The organism is Methylomonas albis, from assembly GCF_014850955.1.
GTDB classification, from domain to species: domain Bacteria; phylum Pseudomonadota; class Gammaproteobacteria; order Methylococcales; family Methylomonadaceae; genus Methylomonas; species Methylomonas albis.
In genome coordinates this window covers 1447213-1467939 of record NZ_JACXSS010000001.1, presented here as the reverse complement: position 1 = coordinate 1467939, position 20727 = coordinate 1447213, and the positions used below count along the sequence as shown (strand labels likewise).

Annotated in this window: 21 protein-coding genes; 1 reads left to right on the top strand and 20 read right to left on the bottom strand. The window is 52.4% G+C overall.

Features of this window, described 5'->3' with window-relative positions:
- Window positions 1-107 precede the first annotated feature (107 nt).
- From ppsA to EBA_RS06780, 6 genes are all read right to left on the bottom strand, one after another.
- The gene (gene ppsA / locus EBA_RS06805; RefSeq protein ID WP_192373949.1) at window positions 108-2501 is read right to left on the bottom strand and encodes a phosphoenolpyruvate synthase; all 2394 of its coding nucleotides are present in this window, start codon (window positions 2499-2501) and stop codon (window positions 108-110) included.
- 185 nt (window positions 2502-2686) lie between these two features.
- Entirely contained in the window at window positions 2687-2953 is a 267-nt protein-coding gene (locus EBA_RS06800; RefSeq protein ID WP_192373948.1) for a hypothetical protein, read from the bottom strand.
- Window positions 2950-3159, bottom strand: coding sequence for a ribbon-helix-helix domain-containing protein (locus EBA_RS06795; protein WP_020482455.1), 210 nt, complete (start codon window positions 3157-3159; stop codon window positions 2950-2952). Before EBA_RS06795 ends, EBA_RS06800 begins: the two co-directional genes overlap by 4 nt.
- A gap of 360 nt (window positions 3160-3519) precedes the next feature.
- On the bottom strand, window positions 3520-5934 hold the full coding sequence (locus EBA_RS06790; RefSeq protein WP_192373947.1) for a TonB-dependent siderophore receptor: 2415 nt from the start codon (window positions 5932-5934) through the stop codon (window positions 3520-3522).
- A 95-nt stretch (window positions 5935-6029) separates the two neighbouring features.
- Window positions 6030-6995 carry a FecR family protein gene (locus tag EBA_RS06785; protein ID WP_225615986.1) on the bottom strand — a complete coding sequence of 322 codons (966 nt, stop codon included), beginning with the start codon at window positions 6993-6995 and terminating at the stop codon, window positions 6030-6032.
- 85 nt (window positions 6996-7080) lie between these two features.
- Window positions 7081-7635, bottom strand: coding sequence for a sigma-70 family RNA polymerase sigma factor (locus tag EBA_RS06780; RefSeq protein WP_192373946.1), 555 nt, complete (start codon window positions 7633-7635; stop codon window positions 7081-7083).
- Between EBA_RS06780 and EBA_RS06775 the strand changes: the two genes are divergently transcribed.
- The gene (locus EBA_RS06775; protein WP_192373945.1) at window positions 7636-7797 is read left to right on the top strand and encodes a hypothetical protein; all 162 of its coding nucleotides are present in this window, start codon (window positions 7636-7638) and stop codon (window positions 7795-7797) included.
- An 8-nt stretch (window positions 7798-7805) separates the two neighbouring features.
- On the opposite strand, the gene rfaD is transcribed toward EBA_RS06775, so the two are convergent.
- From rfaD to EBA_RS06705, 14 genes are all read right to left on the bottom strand, one after another.
- Window positions 7806-8747, bottom strand: a complete 942-nt coding sequence (rfaD, locus tag EBA_RS06770) for an ADP-glyceromanno-heptose 6-epimerase (RefSeq protein ID WP_192373944.1) — start codon at window positions 8745-8747, stop codon at window positions 7806-7808.
- A gap of 4 nt (window positions 8748-8751) precedes the next feature.
- Window positions 8752-9198: a 50S ribosomal protein L9 gene (gene rplI / locus EBA_RS06765; protein ID WP_192373943.1), complete on the bottom strand. Its 447-nt coding sequence runs from the start codon at window positions 9196-9198 to the stop codon at window positions 8752-8754.
- Between the two features lie 46 nt (window positions 9199-9244).
- Window positions 9245-10108, bottom strand: coding sequence for a YybS family protein (locus EBA_RS06760; protein ID WP_225615984.1), 864 nt, complete (start codon window positions 10106-10108; stop codon window positions 9245-9247).
- Between the two features lie 66 nt (window positions 10109-10174).
- Entirely contained in the window at window positions 10175-10405 is a 231-nt protein-coding gene (gene rpsR, locus EBA_RS06755; RefSeq protein ID WP_192373941.1) for a 30S ribosomal protein S18, read from the bottom strand.
- A gap of 25 nt (window positions 10406-10430) precedes the next feature.
- Complete coding sequence (gene rpsF, locus EBA_RS06750; protein ID WP_192373940.1) at window positions 10431-10862, bottom strand: 30S ribosomal protein S6; 432 nt, start codon at window positions 10860-10862, stop codon at window positions 10431-10433.
- 139 nt (window positions 10863-11001) lie between these two features.
- Window positions 11002-12363 (bottom strand): flagellar hook-length control protein FliK, encoded by a 1362-nt coding sequence (locus EBA_RS06745; protein WP_223146651.1) that lies wholly within the window; start codon window positions 12361-12363, stop codon window positions 11002-11004.
- A gap of 27 nt (window positions 12364-12390) precedes the next feature.
- Window positions 12391-12843: a flagellar export protein FliJ gene (gene fliJ / locus EBA_RS06740; RefSeq protein WP_192373939.1), complete on the bottom strand. Its 453-nt coding sequence runs from the start codon at window positions 12841-12843 to the stop codon at window positions 12391-12393.
- Window positions 12843-14192 carry a flagellar protein export ATPase FliI gene (fliI, locus tag EBA_RS06735; RefSeq protein ID WP_192373938.1) on the bottom strand — a complete coding sequence of 450 codons (1350 nt, stop codon included), beginning with the start codon at window positions 14190-14192 and terminating at the stop codon, window positions 12843-12845. The genes fliJ and fliI overlap by 1 nt, the downstream gene beginning before the upstream one ends.
- The gene (locus EBA_RS06730; protein WP_192373937.1) at window positions 14189-14893 is read right to left on the bottom strand and encodes a flagellar assembly protein FliH; all 705 of its coding nucleotides are present in this window, start codon (window positions 14891-14893) and stop codon (window positions 14189-14191) included. The genes fliI and EBA_RS06730 overlap by 4 nt, the downstream gene beginning before the upstream one ends.
- A complete protein-coding gene (fliG, locus tag EBA_RS06725) occupies window positions 14880-15890 on the bottom strand; it encodes a flagellar motor switch protein FliG (RefSeq protein ID WP_192373936.1) in 1011 nt (336 codons plus the stop codon). The genes EBA_RS06730 and fliG overlap by 14 nt, the downstream gene beginning before the upstream one ends.
- The gene (gene fliF, locus EBA_RS06720) at window positions 15883-17634 is read right to left on the bottom strand and encodes a flagellar basal-body MS-ring/collar protein FliF (protein ID WP_192373935.1); all 1752 of its coding nucleotides are present in this window, start codon (window positions 17632-17634) and stop codon (window positions 15883-15885) included. Before fliF ends, fliG begins: the two co-directional genes overlap by 8 nt.
- A gap of 18 nt (window positions 17635-17652) precedes the next feature.
- On the bottom strand, window positions 17653-17964 hold the full coding sequence (fliE, locus tag EBA_RS06715; RefSeq protein WP_192373934.1) for a flagellar hook-basal body complex protein FliE: 312 nt from the start codon (window positions 17962-17964) through the stop codon (window positions 17653-17655).
- A gap of 56 nt (window positions 17965-18020) precedes the next feature.
- Complete coding sequence (locus EBA_RS06710) at window positions 18021-19403, bottom strand: sigma-54-dependent transcriptional regulator (protein WP_192373933.1); 1383 nt, start codon at window positions 19401-19403, stop codon at window positions 18021-18023.
- On the bottom strand, window positions 19390-20595 hold the full coding sequence (locus EBA_RS06705) for a sensor histidine kinase (protein ID WP_192373932.1): 1206 nt from the start codon (window positions 20593-20595) through the stop codon (window positions 19390-19392). The genes EBA_RS06710 and EBA_RS06705 overlap by 14 nt, the downstream gene beginning before the upstream one ends.
- Between the last annotated feature and the right edge of the window lie 132 nt (window positions 20596-20727).

The window sequence follows — 20727 nt, the reverse complement described above, 5'->3', positions numbered from 1 at the left end:
CATTTTGTCGCAGAACCAAGCAGTCTGATCTCAGCTACTTAGAAGCGAGGTAAAATTGGCGGAGTCCCACCAACTCCTTCTCTAAGTGGGCGTTAACATCCACAAATTCAACGACCTAGTCTTTTTTCCAGCGCCAGTACGAGTTGAGTGGTCTGCAACACGGTATCCGGATTCAAACTCATCGAATCGATGCCGATTTCTACCAGATATTCGGCCATTTCCGGGTAATCGGATGGCGCTTGACCACACAAACCGGAATGCCGACCATTGCGGCGCGCACCTTCCACAGCCCATTTGATCATGGTCTTCACGCCGGCATCGCGCTCGTCAAAGTCGTTGGCGACGATTTCCGAATCCCGGTCTACACCCAGGGTCAATTGGGTCAAGTCGTTGGAGCCAATCGAAAAACCGTCGAACAGCTTGGCGAACTCGTCGATCAGAATGACGTTATTCGGTATCTCGCACATTACGTAAATGTCCAGGCCGTCATCGCCACGTTTTAAACCCAGCTCCGCCATGTAAGCTAATACCCGCTCGGCTTCGTCTATTCGCCGGCAAAAAGGGATCATCAACACCACATTCTTCAGCCCCATTTGCTCGCGCACGCGCTTCATTGCCGCGCATTCCAAGGCAAAACCTTCGGCATAGGCCGGATGTACATAGCGGGAGGCACCGCGAAACCCGATCATCGGATTGGCTTCATCGCGCTCGAACCAACGCCCGCCCAGCAAGGTGGCGTATTCGTTGGTTTTAAAGTCCGACATCCGCACCACCACCGGCTTCGGATAAAACGCCGCGCCGATGGTACCAACACCTTCCGCCAAACGTTGAATAAAGAACTCTTCCGGCAGGGTATAGCCTTCGGTCAACTGCTTTAGTTGCTCCAGTTCGCCGGCGTCTGCGACTTTTTCCGGGTGAATCAAAGCCATCGGATGGGCCTTGATATATTCGGTGATGATGAACTCCATCCGCGCCAGGCCGACGCCGTCATTGGGCAGAAAGCTAAGTTTAAACGCCAACTCCGGATTACCCAGATTGAGCATGATCTTGGTTTTTGGCCGCTGCAGTTGCGACAAATCCGTCTGCGTCACGTCAAAATCCAGCCGGCCGGCATAGACTTTGCCGACATCGCCTTCCGCGCACGACACCGTGACCAGGCTGCCGCTCGCTATCGCGGCCGTCGCGTTCTCGCAACCGATTACGGCCGGCACGCCCAACTCGCGGGCAATGATCGCTGCGTGGCAAGTACGCCCGCCGCGGTTGGTGACGATGGCGGCGGCGGTTTTCATCACCGGCTCCCAATCCGGCGTGGTCATATCGGCCACCAAGACTTCGCCCGGTTTGAAACTACCCAGTTTAGCGACGTTGTCTATCACCCGCGCCTGACCCACCGCGATCTTACTGCCTACGGCATGACCTTTGACGATGGCGTCGCCTGCTTGTTTGAGCTGGTATTGTTCCAACACGTTACCCAACTTTTGGGAAGCCACGGTTTCCGGGCGGGCCTGCACGATATATAGCTTCCCGTCCAAACCGTCCTTGGCCCATTCCATGTCCATAGACCGGCCGTAGTGGCGTTCAATTTTCAGCGCGTAATCGGCCAATTGCAGCACTTCCGCATCGTCGATACAAAACTGCCGACGCTCCTGATTTGAGGTGGCGACGTTGCGAATCGGTTCGCGGGTGCGGCCATCGCTATAGATCATCTTGATTTTTTTGGCACCCAGCGTGCGTCGCAATACCGCCCGATAGCCTTGTGTGAATGTGGGTTTATGCACGTAAAACTCGTCCGGATCGACCGCGCCTTGTACGACGTTTTCACCCAAGCCATAAGCCCCGGTGATAAACACGGCATCGCTGAAGCCCGACTCGGTATCCAGCGAAAACATCACGCCGCTGGCCGCCAAGTCGGAACGCACCATTTTCATCACGCCAATCGACAAACCGATTTTGAAATGATCGAAGCCTTGATCCAGCCGATAATGAATCGCCCGGTCGGTAAACAGACTGGCAAAACAACGCTTGCAGGCATCCAGCAAAGCTTGGCCGCCGCGAATATTCAGATACGTATCTTGCTGACCGGCAAAGCTAGCGGTGGGCAAATCCTCGGCGGTGGCGGAGCTGCGCACCGCGACGGTTAAGTCTTCTGGATACTGCTGCTGTAATTCATGAAAAGCATCCAGAATTTGTTGCTGCAAATCGGCCGGCAACGGCGCCGCATATACCAAATCACGCACCTGTTGCGCACGGCGCGCCAAGTCTGCAACATCGTCGGCATCGACGTCGTCGAGTAAGGCATGCAAACGAGGCCAAGCATTGGCCTGATCCAGCATATAACGATAAGCTTCGGCGGTAATCGCAAAACCATTGGGGACAATCACGCCCTCCGAGGCCAACTCGCGATACATCTCGCCGAGCGAGGCATTTTTACCGCCGACCAGCGGAATATCGTGGATGGTAAGTTCTGCAAACCAGCGGATGTATTGATTGTGCGTGGACATGTTGCGCTCCTTGGCTGTAGTTATGCTTATCCTTATAAGCATACGCCGTTGGCGGTAATCGGCAAGGGTCTGGAACTGTCACCTGGGGCGGGTGTAATCCCGGCACACAAGGCTTTAGCGGAATTTTAAAGCGGGTTAATTGTTAAGGTCGGGGTTAACTCCCTGCCCCGCCAAGAAACGGTGAATTATTTACGCAACAGATAACCGATTATCCCGCCTGTCGCCGCGGATAAGACCGACATCGCCCACTTTTTCTCTTCCGCGCTGGTGGTAGTTGCCACCAAGGTGGCGTAGCACAACCAGACGATTAAAACCACAAAACCGAGTGCAACAATGAAGAGCGCTAAATCCTTGAATAAGCGGACATTCCGTTCGGCGTCGGTTTCCTGCCGGTCAACCGAAACGCTGAATGTATGATTGGGCGGCGGATTATTGAGATCGATATGGCTCATAAGCCGATAATTTCGGTTTCCAGCTTTTGGGTTTCAGGTTCGACCAAACCGATTTTCAGCCCGCGCCGACGTCCATCCTTGGCCGCCAGATACAGGGTGATCGCTTTACGCAAAATTTCGCTTTTATTGGTTTCGCCTTCCTCCGCGGCCTTATCCAGTTCCCGATTCAGGTCATCGGACAACACAACATTGAAACGTACGGACATGAGCAGCTCCTCTTGGTTAAATGATGTGTTTTTTATACAGATATTTTGCACATCAGGCAAGCAGAATGCATGGGCTCCAGTCTGTTGAGTTTAATCAATTCAAAACCTGCTTGGCTGTTGCACACATAGCTACCCCAAGCCGGTTCCGGACAGTATGAGCCAAGCATCAATCTCACTGGCCTAAACCCCGCCCGTAAGGTTTCGGGCGGGGTTTGCAACGGGTTTTAAACCATCAGGCCGGTAGCCAATCCGTTGCGCTTAGGGACTAAAACCAATCGTGCGGGCACGGTAATTTCGTGCCGTAGCGCGGCGGAGTTTAGAATTCCCGCGCAGCGCGTGGGAACGAGTAATGTACGCGATTTAATACTCCAACCGAACCGAACCCAAAAAGGTTCTAGGCGTACCAAAGAAATGTTGGTTAAAACCATTGGCCGACGCGAAATAGGATTTATCCAACAAATTATCGACGTTGAATTGGACGGTAAACTTTGAATTCCCTATTCTCTGTTGATAACTCGTCATTAGATTCAGCGTAACGTAACCTGGCATTTGCACAAGATTTTCGTTATCCGCTTGCCGCTTGCCAACGACTACCGCTCCGGCACCAAACTTTAAGCCTTGCATATCGCCATCCTGGAATTCGTAAACATTCCAAAGACTGCCTGAATTACGTGCCGAGTTGTATAGCCTATTCCCTTGGTTACCGTTTCCGCCGCTGGAGTCAAAATCCTTAGTGATATTGGCCACCGGAATATGCGCATAAGAGCCGATAATATTCCATCCAGGAATAACTTCGCCTTTTGCGTCTATTTCAATACCTTGGCTCTTGGCTTCGCCTATTGATTTCGACAAGGTGAAATTAGTTGGATCGGTCACTCGAATATTTTGTTTAGTTAGTTCAAAATAGGCCAAGGAAGCGGAAAAACGGCCATCCCACCATTCGGTTTTTACACCGGTCTCCCATTGCTGGGCGGTTTCGGGTTTTAGTAATTGCCCGTTTCGGTTCGCTCCGTTATTCGCGCCGAAATTCTCTGTGTAACTGCCATAGAGCGATAACTCCGGAATCGGCCGCCACAATAGTCCGCCTCTCGGGCTAACTCTATCCTCGTCAATAGTGACGGCCCCGGCGTTTAATTCGTCATTACCCTGGGCATTGTCGTAACGCATGCCGCCAAGCGCAAAGAAATTATGCGGTAACTCCAACTGATCCTGCAGGTATAGGCCGAACCAATCCGAACTGGTTTTTACAACCAGTGCCACGTCGAAATTCGGCAAGCCGGTGGGGATCGGATTGAAAACGTTGATAGGTGTGCTGGGACTTGGGCAGCAACCTTCCTTAACATTAAGATCCTCTCGAAAGTAATCGCCGCCCATTAATAATTTGTGTTTTACCACGCCGGTATTGAATTTACCGGTCAAATTGACATTGGTGTAGTATTTTTCCCAGGGAGATTCGGTTTTAAAAAAGCCTCTGTCAACATTTCCAGACGTAGACGCCTGACCGAAAAAAAAGCTGCCTATTTGGTCGTATTGGGTGAATTCCGCATTAAACCTCTGTGAGATTTCCCAATCGTCATTGAACTGGTGAGACCAGTTTAATCCGACCAGTACCTTATCCGTAGTGATCTTGGCATTGGGTTCGCTCAAAAACGAATTTCGGGGCGCCGGTGCTGGACGATTACCTAATCCCGGAACACCTGGATCGTTGATGCTTTCGTCATGAAGATATTCCAATTCAAATGTTGCTTTGGTTTTGGCATCGATATTCCAAGTTAGAACAGGCGCTACAAACACACGTTCATTACCGACATAGTCTCGAAAACTATTGTTGTCTTGGTAAGCCAAATTGAATCGATAGAGTAGTGAGTTATCCGATGTTATCGGCCCTGTGGCGTCTACGGTGGTGCGGTATAAGTCGTAAGAACCGAATTGCTGCTGCAACAAGTAATAGGCATGGGACAATGGCTGCTTCGTCGTGACGTTGACTATGCCACCCGGTTCGGTGCGCCCATACAACAGTGAAGCCGGCCCTTTTAACACGTCTATGCTCTCAATATTGGCGGTTTCACGGCGGTTGGTTGGTATGCCTGCTGCGATCGGAAAGGGCGATCCGTCCCGATAAACCATCGTCGTATCGAAACCACGGATATTAAAATGGTCGGAACCCGTCGCATCTCCACCTTGTACTACACCACTGATATTTCTCAGCGCGTCTTTCAAACGTATTACTTGCTGATCTTCGATGACCTGTTTGGAAACCACTTGCACCGAAAACGGCGTCTCCATAATAGGGGTATCCGTTTTGGTTGCAGTTTTAGTGTTGGTCAAGTTGTAATCTTGATTATAAGGATCAGTCGAATCATAAACAGCCTTCCCCATCACCGTCACCGCCGGCATCGTTGCCGCCGCGCGCGGCTCGGCATTCGCTGCTGGTTCCACCGTAAACGTACCATCCGCCGTTTTTCGCACAGTCAAGCCGGAATCCTGCAACATCCGCTGCATGGCCTGCTCCGGGGTGTATTGGCCGGACACCGGGCTGGAGTGGAGTTTGCCGACCAGTTCCGCCGGATAGAGCAGGCGCAGGTTGGTCTGGTAGGCGAGTTCGGTGAGGGCGCTGTCCAGGGCTTGCGCCGGGATGTTAAAGGCTTGCGCAGCATCGCCGGCCATCGCGGTCAGGCTGATAGTGCCGAGCGGTAATAATGCGGCAATAGGCTTGGGTTTAAACATACGGGCCCGGCCGGGATGGACGCTGCCGGTATCGAGTGATTTTTTCATCTGTAGTCCTTAACGTGGCGGCGGCACCATTGCCGCGTACCGGTTAAGACGGACGGCTGGAAAAATCTTGTAATGGCGGTGGACTTTTTTTTGCGCTAACCGTGCAACACGGTCAACCACGGCGTGATTTGACTGATTTTTACCGCGAGGATTTGTTGCAGCATCGCCAGTGTGGCAGCGCGGTCCGCCAGGGGGAAGACGCCGCTGACCCTTAGCGCCGCCAGCTTGGCGTCGCTGATAACGATCTTTCCGGGGAAATAGCGGTCCAGTTCCGCAACCACGTCGGCCAGGGCTTGATTTTTAAAGACCAGTTTACCGCGCTGCCAGGCGGCGCTTTGCTGCGGATCGGCGGCCACTGCGGCTTGCAAGCCGTTGGCGGCACTGTAAACCGCTTGTTGGCCTTCTTGAATGCGGGCGTCGGGCGGGTAATCCGGAGCGTGCAGACCTTTTACGCCAACCGCGTGTTCCTGCACCGTGATGCGGGCGGCGTGGTCTTGCTGCAGCACTTCAAAGACCGTCCCCAACGCTTTGACCACTGCGGTATCGGTGGCTACCTCAAACGGCCGGTTGCGGTCGGCGGCGACCTTGAATAAGGCCTGGCCGTGTTTCAATGTCAGTTTGCGGCCGGTATCCGAATAGGCAACCGTCAATGCGGTATCGGTATTCAACAGCACTTGGCTGCCGTCGGCCAAAGTCACGGTTTTTTGTTCGCCGACAGCGGTGTAATAGTCGCTGAACCAGCGGTCGCCAAGGCCGGAAAACGGCAAAACCAGAGCCAAAGCCAGAGCGGCCGCTGCCAAGCCGCGCCAGACCGGCCGGCTAAATCGGCGGCCCATGGCTTGCGTCGGTCTCGGCAGCTCCGTTACCGACCAGACCTCGCCCATGTCCAGCCATAGTTGTTCGGCCTCGGCAAAGGCGCGACGGTGCGAGGGGCTGCGATTTTGCCATTCGGCGGCCGCGCGCCGCTCCTGCGCGCCGGCGTTTCCGGCGCGCAGCCGTATCACCCAATCAATGGCCTGATCGGACAAGGTGGTGATTTCGGAAACGGGTGCGTTACTCATCGGCATAAGGTGTGGACGGTTGAAACTATTATGACGGATGACGCGGCGGTTCTTGCTGATATTTTCCGGGCGGCCGGCATGTGCCTTAATGTTGCTTGAGCCGGTCCCGGCAATGCCGCATGGCCCGCGCCAAATGCTTGGCGACCATGCTGTCCGAAATGCGCAGGCGGGCCGCAACTTCGGTATGGCTAAGACCTTCGACCCGGTTCCAATAAAAAGCCAGACGGCAGTCTTCGGGCAATTCCGCCAAGGCCTGATGAATGGCTTGCAAGCGCTGGTTCTGCTGATAACGCTGCTCGGGACCGGGCGACTGTTCGGGAACGGCGTTGAAGGTGTCGTCGTCGACATCCTGCTTGAGCCGATTGGCACTAAGGCGTTGGTAGTCGATCACCAGATTGCCGACAACCCGAAACACGAAAGCCCGCGGATTATCGATGGTTTCCTGGGTTTGCTGGCGGCTCAGTCGCAAATAAGCATCCTGTAGTATGTCCGCGGACATATCCTCCGAACCCAGTTTACGCACGATAAAACGACTAAGTTCATCACGATGTTTATCGATGAATGCCGCAATTTGTTCTGCGCTTGGTTCGGCTTGCGCGCCGCTGTCGGAAGATTTTGCGGAAAATACTTGGTCGGACATGTGCCATCGCTGCGTTATTGTCCGGATGTTACCAGCACGATACGCGCCCAAGCGCACAAGCAAATAGAAATCAGGCGATTAAGCTTTTTCGCCGGCGCATACCGGGAATGGCGGGTGGAAAAAATACGTGATATGCCGCAGCGCTTTGCGGCATATCCCTGATTGGCAGTTTAGCGGTTAAGCCATTCCATATAAAGTTGCACGCCCTGCTCGACTGTTTTGAAGTGATGGCTGCAGCCGGTGGCGCGTAATTTGTCCAGATTGGCTTCGGTGAAGCTTTGGTAGCAACCTTTAAGCTGCTCGGGGAAAGGGATGTACTTGATCTCGCCACGCTGATGGAACTTGATCACCGCATTGGCTACGTCGTTAAAGGTTTGGCTGCGACCCGTGCCGCAGTTGTAGATGCCGGACACTTGCGGGTTATCCAGAAACCAGAGATTAATATCGACCACATCGCCGACATATACGAAATCGCGGCGTTGCTCACCGTTGCCATAGCCATCACAACCTTCGAACAATTTTAACTCGTCGCCTTGCTTGATCTGGTTGTTGAGATGAAACGCAACGCTGGCCATACTGCCTTTGTGCGCTTCACGCGGACCGTAGACATTGAAATAGCGCAGACCCACTACTTGCGCGGTCAGTTTGCTGTGCCTGCGCAAATATTGGTCGAACTGAAACTTGGAATAACCGTAGACATTCAGCGGGCCTTCATAAGCCAATTCTTCCTTAAAGCTTAAATCGGCACCGTAGGTCGCGGCGCTGGAGGCGTAAATAAACGGGATTTTATGGCTTTGGCAATAATGAAACAGGGTTTTGCTGTATTCATAATTGTTGTCCATCATATAGCGGCCGTCCCACTCGGTAGTGCTGGAGCAGGCGCCCTGATGAAATATGGCTTCTATCGTTTCTGCTTGGAAAGCACCTTGTTGCAGTCGTTCCAAAAAGGTGCTTCTATCCAGATAATCCGCTATCTTGCAGTCGACCAAGTTGCGGTATTTGATACCGTTGCTTAAATGATCGACGACTAAAATATCATCATAACCGCGCGCATTCAGGCCCAAAACCAGATTGCTGCCGATGAAGCCGGCGCCACCGGTTACGATGATCACGGACTTACTCGGCTACTACTTTAACCGGCAGCGAGATAACAATATCGGTATGCAGATTGATAGCAATGTCGTACGAGCCAATGTTACGGATTACGCCATTTGGCAAACGCACTTCGTGTTTCTCGACTTTAATGCCGGCAGCGCTAATTGCATCCGCAATGTTTTGTGTACCGACCGAGCCAAACAAACGACCTTCGTCGCCGGTTTTGTGAGCAATCGACACGTTCAATTTACTGATCGCTTCGCCACGAGCCGTTGCGGCAGCCAGTTTTTCAGCCGCTTGTTTTTCCAGCTCGGCGCGACGCTCTTCAAACTCTCTGATTTTCTTGGGCGTAGCAGGAACTGCTTTGCCTTGCGGGATCAGATAGTTTCTGCCGTAACCTGCTTTGATGGTTACTTTGTCGCCCAGGTTACCCAGGTTCGCCGTTTTTTCCAGAAGAATGACTTCCATCGTTTTCTACCTCTTAAATCGACTTGATTGTCGAAAAATCGGGGGCTTACGCTCCCTTTGGTTTTAGTTTATTTCGTAAGTCCAGCCAGGTATCAGTCAGTCCGCATAACACAATCACCACCATCACATGCGGGATCAACATCAATGTGACGTATAAAAAAGGCACCATGAAACGGCTACCCTTCATGACCGAGAACGCGGAGTGCAATACTGCGGTGCCTATCATCGTATAGGTCACCAACAGCACCAACAATACGTTCCAGCTCAGCTCTGCAGTCTTGCCGGAAGTCAGCATCGCCACCCCGGCCACAAGCAAGGTAATTAATGTCAGATGCACATGCCCTTTCAATCCCAAAAACTCAGCTCTGAAGCCACCTGGGTTGTATAACGCCGCTTGCCACCATCTGGCCAAAAACAAACCGAACAACAGGCCGTAAACACTGCCGGCTGCGGCAACTCCGGTCATAAAATGCGCCAAGAGTTCTGCGGACTGCTTGATTTGATCCAATGGCACGTCGGTTTTGCCTTCAAGCATAGGCTGTAGCATGAAGCTCAACACTTCGCGCCAAAGCTGAACCGGCTGATCTTGAATCATATAAATACCTAGCACAACCGCGACGCCCAACAACACGGCAATTTCAATTGCCAGCGTCAGATAACGCCCCTCGCGCAGCACTATCGAAATCAGCCAAACCGGCAGCCAAAAAGCCAGACCATAAAGCAATGCGTACTGGTAATTACCTATCAATAAGGTACTTAACGCGGCAGCCGCCAGGCATGAGCAAATCAGCACATACAAGCCTTCACCAGCCCCTCGCCTCAATGTTACCAACGAGACCGCAGCTGAACTTACAATACTGACAGGAGGAAAAAGCAGCGACAGCAAGGCCAAAGTGGATGCGACCGTCATGGCCTGCATCCGTCCTTTCATAATGAAAGTGGCCAAAAATTGCACGCGCTACGCCCTCCCGCTAAATCACTTGTGTGCGTCGCAGAACGGCAACAAAGCCAGGAACCGCGCTTGTTTAATCGCTGACGTCAACTGTCTTTGATATTTCGCACTGGTACCGGTAATACGGCTAGGAATGATTTTGCCGGTTTCGGAGACGTACTCGCCCAATAAATCCAGATCTTTATAATCGATTACGATTGCGTCGTCACCGCTAAAACGGCAACCCTTTTTGCGTCTAATGTTATTACGTGCCATCACAATTCTCTTGGTTCAATGTTGATTATTCGGAATCCGCTACGACTACTGCAGCCTCTTCGACGACTTCTACTTCAGCTTCTTCGACTTCTTCTTCGACTTCTTCCTTAACGCGGTTACCGGCTTTTTGGCCGTCGTTACCGCTGACAGCAATCGCGGAAGGCTCGGTTACGGCCGCTTTTTGCGCCAAGGTCTGGCTGCGCAAGATAGCGTCATTGAATCGAAAACCGCTTTCCAGTTCTTCAAGAGTGGCTTGGTCGCATTCAATGTTCATCAACACGTAATGTGCTTTATGAATTTTTTTGATAGGGTAGGCCAAATGTCTACGGCCCCAATCTTCCAATCGATGAATTTTGCCAGCGGCTTCTTCAACAGTGGATTTATAACGTTCTATCATAGCCGGCACCTGAGCACTTTGGTCAGGGTGGACTAAGAAGACAATTTCATAATGTCGCATGATTTCTCCTTACGGGTTTAAAAGCCTCCCATCCGCTTGGACGGTGAAGCAAGGGGTGGGGATAAATTCCCCAAAAAGCTGGGCATTATAGAAACAGGCGCTGTTTTTGCAAAGCAATTTTTCAACGCACCTGAGGAAGCTAGGCAAACAGGCTCAACAAACCATTGCTGGCGATGGCACGGCCTGCTTCAATTTCGTCGAGAATAGTGTTGGAGGTATCTGTTGCCGCGCTATCGGCATGGCCTTGGCCTTGACTATTGCCGCCGCGATTTTGCTCGCCCGCCATTTGGAAGGACTCGCGCCCCGATCTTTGTTCGGATTGTTGCTGGGAAACATTAACATCCGCCAAATTCAAGTTTTGCCCACCCAACATTTCCCGCAATTTGGGGATAGCCGCCTCTATTGCATCCCTGACCGCCGCATGCTGTGCGGTAAAGACCACGCTGGCCTGATCCTGACTGACGTCGATCTTGATCGAAATGGGGCCAAGATGTTCCGGATTCAGCCGAATTTCGGCGGAAGGCACCGCTTGCTTATGCATCCACAGCAGCTTTTCACCCAACTCGGCGTTCCATTCCGGATGCGTTAAATGTTTTTCGATCACCGGCGCCGGTGTTTGCCCGGCACTATCTACCGATTTATTCAGCTGCGCGATGTCAGCCGTCATTCTCGACAAACCAGCGTCAGTGTCGCTACCGGTAATTTGATTTTTCGCCACATCGCCCGGTTCATTTTGAAAAGCGTTAGCACCGTTGTCTTGCGCGAATTGCTGAGACGCACCGCTCTCGGTGGCGAGAGCTTTGGTAAAGCCACCCTCTGCCGCCAAACCATTCCTTCCGTCATCCGCGCCATTCAATACAGCCAGCGCCTCTTTTTTGGCATCCATACCCAATAGTTCCGGACTGTTTTTAATGGCTGCCATCGCCCCACTGGTTGCTACCGCGGACTTTAACGCCTCGTTGACGCTATTGCTATTATCCACAATCGGCAAAGACTGAGTCTGCATCCCTGCCGTTACCGCTGCATTCGCTGCCTGCTCATTTGCCGTCTCGGCATGTTCCGTCGTTATATCGGCGGAATTATCTTGATTTGCGGTCGCAGCCGGCAACGCTGGAGTTTGTTGTCCGACACCTGCAGACTCCAAGCCTTGCAGATATTGCATAACATCCGCCAAGGCTTGTAGGGTATCGTCCAGATTAATATCCTGATCAAGCTTGGTTGCCGTCGGCAAACTTTTGCCGAACAATGCGGTAAAGTCCTGCATACTTTGACCAGTCAAAGCGTCCGCCCCCAAACCGCCCAACTGCTGCAAATTCGCTAAGCCGGCGTTATTCGCCGCGCCTTTACTCAACAAACTATTCTGCAATTGCGCCAGTTGTTCAAGCAGGGTCGCCGAAAACATACCTGCACCGCCGCCTTCGCCCAAAAGAGCTGCGGAGGGCACTCCGGCACTATCGGCGGAAGACAATAGAGACAGCGGATTGAAACCTTGGATATTCATGGCATTTCTCCTGACATTTATATTTGATCAAGCACTTCCTGTGCCATCCTTACGTCCTGATCGTGCCGCCCGGTCATCTTGCTCGGCTTGTTCACGCTTTTGCTCAACTTTCATTTCTTCGACTAGCGCCAAATCGCTGACTTTTTGCAGACTTTTGGTACGCTGATGCGCATCTTCCCAGCGCTTACGCGCCCGCTGCACTTCACGCTCATGGTTGTTTACCGTCTGCTGCTGACTTTCGATAGCCTGATCGAGCTTATCGGCAAAGGCTCTGAATTCCATCAACTGGCCAATGTTAATTCCAGCCTGCTGCCTGACAGCAAATTTAGCTAAATAATCCAGGCGATAGCTTTGTAAGCTTTCGAGTTGAGCTTGCTGCTCTTGCAGCTTTTGCTGACAGACACCCATCGCCTCCAAAGCGTCACGCTCCTGACGCGCGTGCAGATCGATAATGACTTTTAGCCGCTGCGACTTTTTCATCAACTAGCCAATAATTGCGCTAACTCGCTCAGACTCCGGCTAAAATCCACCGACTCGTCCATGCTTTGTTGCAGAAAATCCATGATCGCCGGATTTTTTTCTATCGCCTTGTCGATGCGTGGATCGGCTCCCGGCCGATAAGCGCCGACACTGATCAAATCTTTATTCTGTTGATAGATCGAATACAAACGCCGTAAATCGCGGGCCATTTGCAGATGTTCCGGCTCGATAATATCCGGCATCACCCGGCTGATCGACGCTTCAATATCGATGGCCGGATAATGACCGGATTCGGCCAAGGAACGCGACAGCACCACATGGCCGTCCAGAACACCTCGCGCGGCGTCGGCAATCGGATCGTTGGTGTCGTCGCCTTCCGTCAAAACCGTGTAAAACGCGGTAATGGAACCACCACCTTCATCGCCGTTGCCGGCGCGCTCCACCAGTTGCGGCAATTTCGCAAATACCGACGGCGGATAACCCTTGGTGGCCGGCGGCTCGTCTATCGCCAAGGCGATTTCTCGATACGCCTGAGCGTAACGAGTCAAGGAGTCCATCAGCAGCAACACATCCAGGCCTTGATCGCGGAAATACTCGGCGATACTGGTCGCCAGCAATGCACCATGCACCCGCATCAATGGCGAGTCGTCAGCCGGCGAGGCTATTACTACCGCTCTGCGCAAGCCTTCTTCACCGAGGATCTTGAGTACAAATTCGTTGACCTCCCTGCCCCGTTCGCCGACCAGGCCCACCACCACCACATCGGCATTGGTAAATTTAGTCATCATCCCCAACAATACGCTTTTGCCGACGCCGGTACCGGCAAACAAGCCCATACGCTGACCGCGACCAACGCTGAGAATGGAATTGATCGCCCGAACCCCGACATCCAAGGCCTCGCGGATCGGTTTACGGCTGAGCGGATTGATGGTGGCGCCGGATAAGGAAACCTTGGCATCGGTATCCAGCGGACCCTTGCTATCCAGGGGTCTGCCCGCGCCGTCGAGCACCCTACCCAACAGACCAAAACCGACGTTGGCCAAGCTATTCTTACCCATCGGAATCACCCGGCAACCGGGTTCCAGACCATGCGTATCGCCGGTCGGCATCAAAAATAAACGGGATCCGCCAAAACCGACGACCTCAGCCGTAATGATCTTGCCGGATTTGGTAATCACTTGGCACAGCGAACCAATCGCGGCTCTGCAGCCTTCCGCCTCCAAGGTCAAACCCACCATGCGCGATAACTTACCTTCGACTACCAACTCCAGGGGATCGGCAACCAGTCTTTCCCGATAAGGCAACAAGCGCGCCAACCATATATCAGAACGATCGACGCTAGGGATCATCGCCCCATATCCTCGCGGCGCTCGCCGCCCAATACCGTGGCAACAACGGCGGCCACACGGCTTTCGACACTAGCATCGATTCTGGAAATTTCGGTCTCGACGGTGCATCCGCCACGGCTCAACAACGGATTTTCCTGTAAGCGCCAGGCCGGCATGTTTTCATCGAGTTTTAAGGCGGTGCGCACCAAGGCCGCATCTTCAGGATGTAAATTCACGGTGACTTTCTGCGACGCCAGCGGCAAGGCATTGATCGCTTCTCTAACCACACCAACGATCTCGCCGGGTTCCAATTTCAATTCCCGGCGGATTAATTGGCTGGCGATCGCGATGGTCAACCTCACCAACTCCTGCTCGACCGATTCATCGAGTTGCTTGAACGGTTCGCTAAGCGCCTCCAGCAAACTGGCGAACTCTGCCGCCTGCTTTTGCAACAAATGCAGATTTTCTTCATAACCCTGCTTGCGTCCGGTTTCGAGCCCTTCCTTTTGTCCTTCCGCATAGCCTTGCTGCTTACCTTGTTCGAAAGCTTCGGCATAGGCCTGTTTCTGAATGTCTTCAATTTGCTCGGCAGTCAGAACTTCGGTCACGTCCTCCAATTCGACCGCTTCGGAACGCGGGTTGCTAAAATCCTGCAGATTGGTCCAACGATCCAGAGCCTGCAACTCCGAATCTGAAAACTTATTGCTCTTAGACGAACTCATCGCCACCACCACCACCGCCCAAGGCTATTTCACCCGAATCGGACAAGCGTTTGGCTATCGCCAGAATATCTTTTTGCGCGGATTCCACTTCGCTCAAGCGCGCAGGAGGCGCCGCGTCCAAGTCGTCCCGCAACATTTCCGCCGCACGTCTGGACATATTGGCGAAGACTTTATCCCGTAATCCGGCTTCCACACCACGCAGCGCCAACAACAACTGGTCGGTGGATACTTCGCGCAATAGCGTTTGAATACCGCGATCATCGACGTTGATCAAATCGCCGAACACGAACATTTTGTCCTGGATACGTTGACCCAAATCGGCGTTGGCTTCGTTAATGTCTTGCATCATCGGATCGCTGACGCCGCTTTCGATGAAGTTGAGGATGTTGGCTGCCGCATCAATACCGCCGATTTGCGATGATTTGACACCGTCGCTGCCAGTCAACTGTTTCTCCATAATGTCATCCAACTCACGCAAAGCGGCCGGCTGCACCCCTTCCAGGGTGGCGATACGCATCAAAATATCGGAACGCATATTTTGCGGCAACAGCGTCAAAACATCGGCTGCCTGATCGGCGTCCAACAACGACAAGATAATGGAGATAATCTGCGGATGTTCCAGGCGAATCAAATCGGCAATCGAGCGGGTATCCATCCACTTCAATTGTTCAATACCCTTGCTGTTGGCACCCAGCAGAATTCGGTCGATGATGCTGCCGGCTTTGTCGGCACCTAGAGCGTTGGTCAGCATGTTGCGAATGTATTCGTCGGAATCCAGACCCAAACCGGTTTCGTTTTTGATTTCGATGATGAATTCTTCCAACACTTCATCCACCATGGTGGAGGTGATCGGACCGAGCTGCGCCATGTTAGAGCCCACCAACTGCACTTCCTTAGGCCCCATGTGCCGCAACACAGAGGCGGCTCTATCCTGGCCGACCGCCAGCAACAACAGTGAAGCCCGTTGCGCGTGATTTAATTTCTCTTGATCAGCCATCGTCTCTTAACCAGGTTTTAATCACTTGCGCGACCAGTTTAGGATCTTCGTCTATCAGCTTTTGGATGTATTCCAGACGTTTTTCATAGCTTTGTGGGGCTTCGAGCAATAACAAGTCTTCCACGCCCGCAGTAATGGTGCGAACCTCGCCGGTTTGCTCGTCAACCGATACCGCTACTGCGACCGGCTTGCCGCTCTCATCGAAGCGCACGATCCCACCGGTAGCTTCCGCGATCGCTTTAGCCTGCTCAAGTGCTTCAAGCTGTTCTTCCTTGGCAATCAAGGTTCTCAGCCCTGGGCGTAATACGCCCATAATGAGCAGCAAGACTACGGCAACTGCGGCCAATTGTTTCAACGCCCCGGCGAACCAAGGTTGTTGCCAGAAAGGTTCGGCAGGTACTTCTTCCATTGCGTCAGGCAACCTGAATGCCACGTTGGTAACAGTCACTTGATCGCCCCGGCTATTATCATAACCCACCGCCTGTTTGACCAAATCGCGCAGTTGATTGAGGTCTTCTTGCGAGTAAGCAACCAGCGTGGCTTTACCATCGGCTTGCACCACTTTTTTATCGTCAACTACGACAGCCACCGATAAGCGCCGTAGCGCACCAGTGGCCAGTCGGGTATGCGTAATGGTTTTATCAAGTTCGTAATTGCGGGTCGCGGTTTTGTTAGACGCACCGCCACCTGCTTCCGCAGCAGCTTGTTTTTCCTGGCCGCTGGCCACTTCCGGCGCCGTTCCGGTTGGAGGCGGCTGGTTGGACAAGGCGCCGGGCACGCCCTGCACTTTGGACAGCGAGTTATTTTCTTCTTGGGTTTGTTCGCTGCGCAAGGCAGGCAAATCCGGGTTAAACATTTCTTGAGTTTTTTCGGTAACAGTAAAGTCAAGATCTGCGGAAATTTGCGCCCGCATACCGTCGCCGCCGACCAATGGCGTCAGGATATTTTCAATGCGTTCACGCAGGTGTTCTTCTATGTTTTTCTTGTATTCGAACTGCTTGCTGGACAAAGACATATCTTCGCCGCTTTCCTTGCTGTTCAACAAGCGACCTTTCTGATCCACGACCGTCACTTGACCGGATTCCATCAGCGGTACGCTGGAGGCAACCAAATGGATAATGGATTCGATTTGCTCTTTTTCGAGGGTCCTACCTTGATATAGCTCCACCACCACCGAGGCACTGGGCTTTTTGCGTTCGCGGACAAATACCGACTGAACCGGAATGGCCAGCAGTACTTTCGCGGATTTGACGTTTTGAATGGTTTGAATAGTCAGCGCGATTTCACCCTCTAAAGCTCGTTGAAAACGCATTTGCTCGACATTCTTGCTGGCCCCGAAACCGTTGTCTTTGTCCAATAGCTCGTAACCCAGGCTGGTACTGCGCGGCAAACCTTGCGCAGCCAATTGCAGCTTCAGTTCCCGGACATTACCCGCCGGCACCATTATTGCGCCTGAGCCGGTTTCGACCTTATAGTCCACATTTAACTTGGTCAACGCGTCGAGAATTTCCGCAGAATCTTTTTCCGCCACGCCGGAAAACAGCAAATCGTAAGACGGGGCCTGCGACCACATCACCACGGCCACGCCCATCGCAACGCTGAATGCCAAGCCCAACATTAGAACAAGCTGACGAAGCATCGGCATTTTGCTCAGGCTTTTCAGGGCTGGATGCATTTTGTCGGCGTTTGCCGTACTTAATTGGCTTTGGGCCTCCATCGGTAGATTTCTGTCTAGTTCGCTCATGGCTTATCTTCCGCTAGCCTACATTGACATGCCCATCACGTCCTTGTATGCATCCACCAGTTTGTTACGCACCTGGAGCATGGCCTGAAAGGAAACGCTGGCTTTTTGCGAGGCAATCATTACTTCCGCCAAACTGACGTCACCCTGACCCATCTCAAAGGATTTAGCCAACCCACTGGCGTTTTGCTGAGTATTATTTACTGCGTCGATGGATTGTTTCAACATGGCGGCGAAATCGCCCGACGTGTCGCTAGGCTGCGGCTTCGCGCCAGCCTCTATGGACATAGCTCGCATCTGCGCGAGCACTTGGTTAACATTCATATCTGACATGATAATGACTCTTTTCGGTTGCCTTGCCTATAACAAGCACTTTTTAAGCCAAGATATTAACCTGGCACCCTCACACCCGCTTCCTTCATCCGCGCGATTTTGTAACGCAAAGTGCGCGGACTGATGCCAAGCTTGGCGGCTGTGGTTTTCCGGCTGCCGCTAACGTCGTGCAACATTTGCAATATAATTTTTTCTTCGGCGGAACGCACACCATCACCCAAGCTGGCGAGCTCGGCACGGCTACTGTCGCTGTAGTCTTGCCAAGATTCTACGGCAAGACTTTGCACAGCGATGGGCAAACTCGGCAAAACCAGCATATCTTCTTCAAATATCAGGTCGTCGGCACCGATTTGACCCCGACTTTGCAGAATCAACGCGCGCTGGACCACATTTTCCAACTCTCTGACATTACCCGGCCAGCTGTATTGAGACAATTTGGCCAATGCCGCATCGTCGAAGCTGCAAGCGGCTTTCCCGGCCGGGCTGTGCTTGTTCAATAATTCCAGTGCTAACGGCAAAATATCGCCGACCCGCTCCCGAAGCGGCGGAATTCTGAGCGGAAATACACTTAATCGAAAATACAGATCTTCGCGAAACCGGCCATCCTGCACATATTCTTTTAATTTACGATTGGTAGTCGCCAAAATTCTGACGTTCAGCGCTATCTTGCGATGGCTACCCAAGCGCTCGACTTCTTTTTCCTGCAACACCCGTAGCAGTTTAGCTTGCAGCGATATATCCATCTCGGAAATCTCGTCCAGCAATAAGGTGCCGCCTTGTGCCTGCTCGAATTTGCCGGGCGCCGATTGAATGGCGCCGGTAAATGCGCCTTTCTCGTAGCCGAACAACATTGCTTCCAGCATGTTTTCCGGAATCGCCGCGCAATTGATGGCCTCGAACGGCCCCGCATGATAATGCGAGTTCCGGTGAACATAACGGGCCAGCACTTCTTTACCGGTACCGCTCTCGCCTTCCAGCAACATGGTTACATCGGTTTTGGCCACTTTGCTGGCCAATGCGTACAGTTTTTTCATCCGCTCGTCAGCCACTACTCGCTCGTTAACGACTGGCGGTTGCCGCGGAATCAATGACGCCACCTTATCCACTAACATGACCGCCTCAAACGGTTTAATCAGATAGTCGGCCGCGCCGGACTGCATGGCTTCCACCGCTTTGGGGATTGTGCCGTAAGCCGTCATCAGCAACACCGGCAACTGCTCGAATTTTTGCTGAATATTCTTCAACAGCTGAAAGCCATCCATCACCGGCATTTGTACATCACTGACCACCAGCCTGACGGGATATTTTGCCAACTGACTCAGCGCTTCTATACCGTTTTTAGCGGAGACGACCCGATAGCCTTCAATTTCCAGGGTATCGCATAGCGCTTCGCATAAAGCCATGTCGTCTTCGACGATTAGCACATCATACTGTTTCATAATCTTGCTCCATTTTGGCAATACCGGCGGACAATCCCAGGGTATATTGGCTGATACAAGGCAAACTCAGGGTAAACCTCGTGCCTTGTCCTGGCGTCGAATGACACTTGACGCCGCCGCCATGGGCACGCGCCACGCTGTCGACTACCGCCAGCCCCAAACCTGTGCCATTGGACTTGGTGGTGTAGAACGGTTCGAATAATTTGCTCTGTTGTTCTTGAGTTATACCGGGGCCGTCATCGGTAACCACGATGTTGATACCACCCGAATCCCCACGTTGGACAGTTAAAGAAATTTTGCCGGCACCAGCCTCGGCAGCGTTATTAATTAAATTCAACAACGCCCCGCGCAGCGCGTCTTCATTGCCCAACAATTGATCGGTACTGATTCGGTTTTGGATACTAAATTCGCCGATAAAACTGTCTGCCGCTTCCGCAAGATGCGCCAGAAGCCGTTGCAGCGAAACACTTTGCATCGCCATTCGGCCCTGTTTGGCGAAAATCAGCATGTCGTTAACTTGGCGCTCCAGGTAATGCAGACGTTCTAAAATTTTCTCAGAGAACTGTTGGCGTTTTTCCTCGGCTACCGTGGGCTTACTCATTTGCGAAGCGTACAGAATCGCAGTTGCCAGCGGCGTGCGGACCTGATGCGCCAGACCGGCCACCATTTCCCCCATCGCGCTCAACTGCTTATGCTGGGCCAGCGTATCCTGCAAGGAACGCAATTCACTGACGTCCGACAACAGAATGATTTGTTCGGCACTATTACCCAATGAATTGTGGGTGATATTGACTTTACGACCGTCTCGCAGCTGGCGCTCGTGCGGCGATTCGAAGACCGGTTGCAGACTGCGCGCTGCCACACTCGACCACAATTGACCCAGTAAAGGTTCGCCCAAAAAATCCACGGAATGGATATTGCAATCGATGATCGAACCCTGCGCATTCAGCACAATGACCGCCGCCGGCAAGGCTGCCAAAATTTGTTGCAAGCGGCTGGCAAGCTTTTCCTTCTCGATCAGCGTGTTCAAGCGCTCGCTACGCGCTGCCTGCAACTCGCGATTAAGCTTGGCTACCTGCTCTTCCAAACCTTGGTACGAATGAGCGAGATTTTCGGAAAGTTCGTTAAAAATCCGAAATGCGTCGGTTAAGCGCTCGGTTTTTTGTTGTTGATGCAGCTCTAAAGCACCCATATTTAGTCGCCTAATTAATTGTCTAAGCGCTAACAGCAAAATTTAGACCATTTAATTTTTTGTTTTTAAACATCAACTTAAACAAGCCAAGTCAAGTTTTTGACGACAAGAAGCCGGCTATCAGTTCCAAAC

Excerpts from the sequence above, each read along its gene's own strand:
- ppsA (WP_192373949.1), bottom strand. The coding sequence starts at position 2,501 with ATGTCCACGCACAATCAATACATCCGCTGGTTTGCAGAACTTACCATC.
- EBA_RS06800 (WP_192373948.1), bottom strand. The coding sequence starts at position 2,953 with ATGAGCCATATCGATCTCAATAATCCGCCGCCCAATCATACATTCAGC.
- EBA_RS06795 (WP_020482455.1), bottom strand. The coding sequence starts at position 3,159 with ATGTCCGTACGTTTCAATGTTGTGTTGTCCGATGACCTGAATCGGGAA.
- EBA_RS06790 (WP_192373947.1), bottom strand. The coding sequence starts at position 5,934 with ATGAAAAAATCACTCGATACCGGCAGCGTCCATCCCGGCCGGGCCCGT.
- EBA_RS06785 (WP_225615986.1), bottom strand. The coding sequence starts at position 6,995 with ATGAGTAACGCACCCGTTTCCGAAATCACCACCTTGTCCGATCAGGCC.
- EBA_RS06780 (WP_192373946.1), bottom strand. The coding sequence starts at position 7,635 with ATGTCCGACCAAGTATTTTCCGCAAAATCTTCCGACAGCGGCGCGCAA.
- rplI (WP_192373943.1), bottom strand. The coding sequence starts at position 9,198 with ATGGAAGTCATTCTTCTGGAAAAAACGGCGAACCTGGGTAACCTGGGC.
- EBA_RS06760 (WP_225615984.1), bottom strand. The coding sequence starts at position 10,108 with ATGACGGTCGCATCCACTTTGGCCTTGCTGTCGCTGCTTTTTCCTCCT.
- rpsR (WP_192373941.1), bottom strand. The coding sequence starts at position 10,405 with ATGGCACGTAATAACATTAGACGCAAAAAGGGTTGCCGTTTTAGCGGT.
- rpsF (WP_192373940.1), bottom strand. The coding sequence starts at position 10,862 with ATGCGACATTATGAAATTGTCTTCTTAGTCCACCCTGACCAAAGTGCT.
- EBA_RS06745 (WP_223146651.1), bottom strand. The coding sequence starts at position 12,363 with ATGAATATCCAAGGTTTCAATCCGCTGTCTCTATTGTCTTCCGCCGAT.
- fliJ (WP_192373939.1), bottom strand. The coding sequence starts at position 12,843 with ATGAAAAAGTCGCAGCGGCTAAAAGTCATTATCGATCTGCACGCGCGT.
- fliI (WP_192373938.1), bottom strand. The coding sequence starts at position 14,192 with ATGATCCCTAGCGTCGATCGTTCTGATATATGGTTGGCGCGCTTGTTG.
- EBA_RS06730 (WP_192373937.1), bottom strand. The coding sequence starts at position 14,893 with ATGAGTTCGTCTAAGAGCAATAAGTTTTCAGATTCGGAGTTGCAGGCT.
- fliG (WP_192373936.1), bottom strand. The coding sequence starts at position 15,890 with ATGGCTGATCAAGAGAAATTAAATCACGCGCAACGGGCTTCACTGTTG.
- fliF (WP_192373935.1), bottom strand. The coding sequence starts at position 17,634 with ATGAGCGAACTAGACAGAAATCTACCGATGGAGGCCCAAAGCCAATTA.
- fliE (WP_192373934.1), bottom strand. The coding sequence starts at position 17,964 with ATGTCAGATATGAATGTTAACCAAGTGCTCGCGCAGATGCGAGCTATG.
- EBA_RS06710 (WP_192373933.1), bottom strand. The coding sequence starts at position 19,403 with ATGAAACAGTATGATGTGCTAATCGTCGAAGACGACATGGCTTTATGC.
- EBA_RS06705 (WP_192373932.1), bottom strand. The coding sequence starts at position 20,595 with ATGGGTGCTTTAGAGCTGCATCAACAACAAAAAACCGAGCGCTTAACC.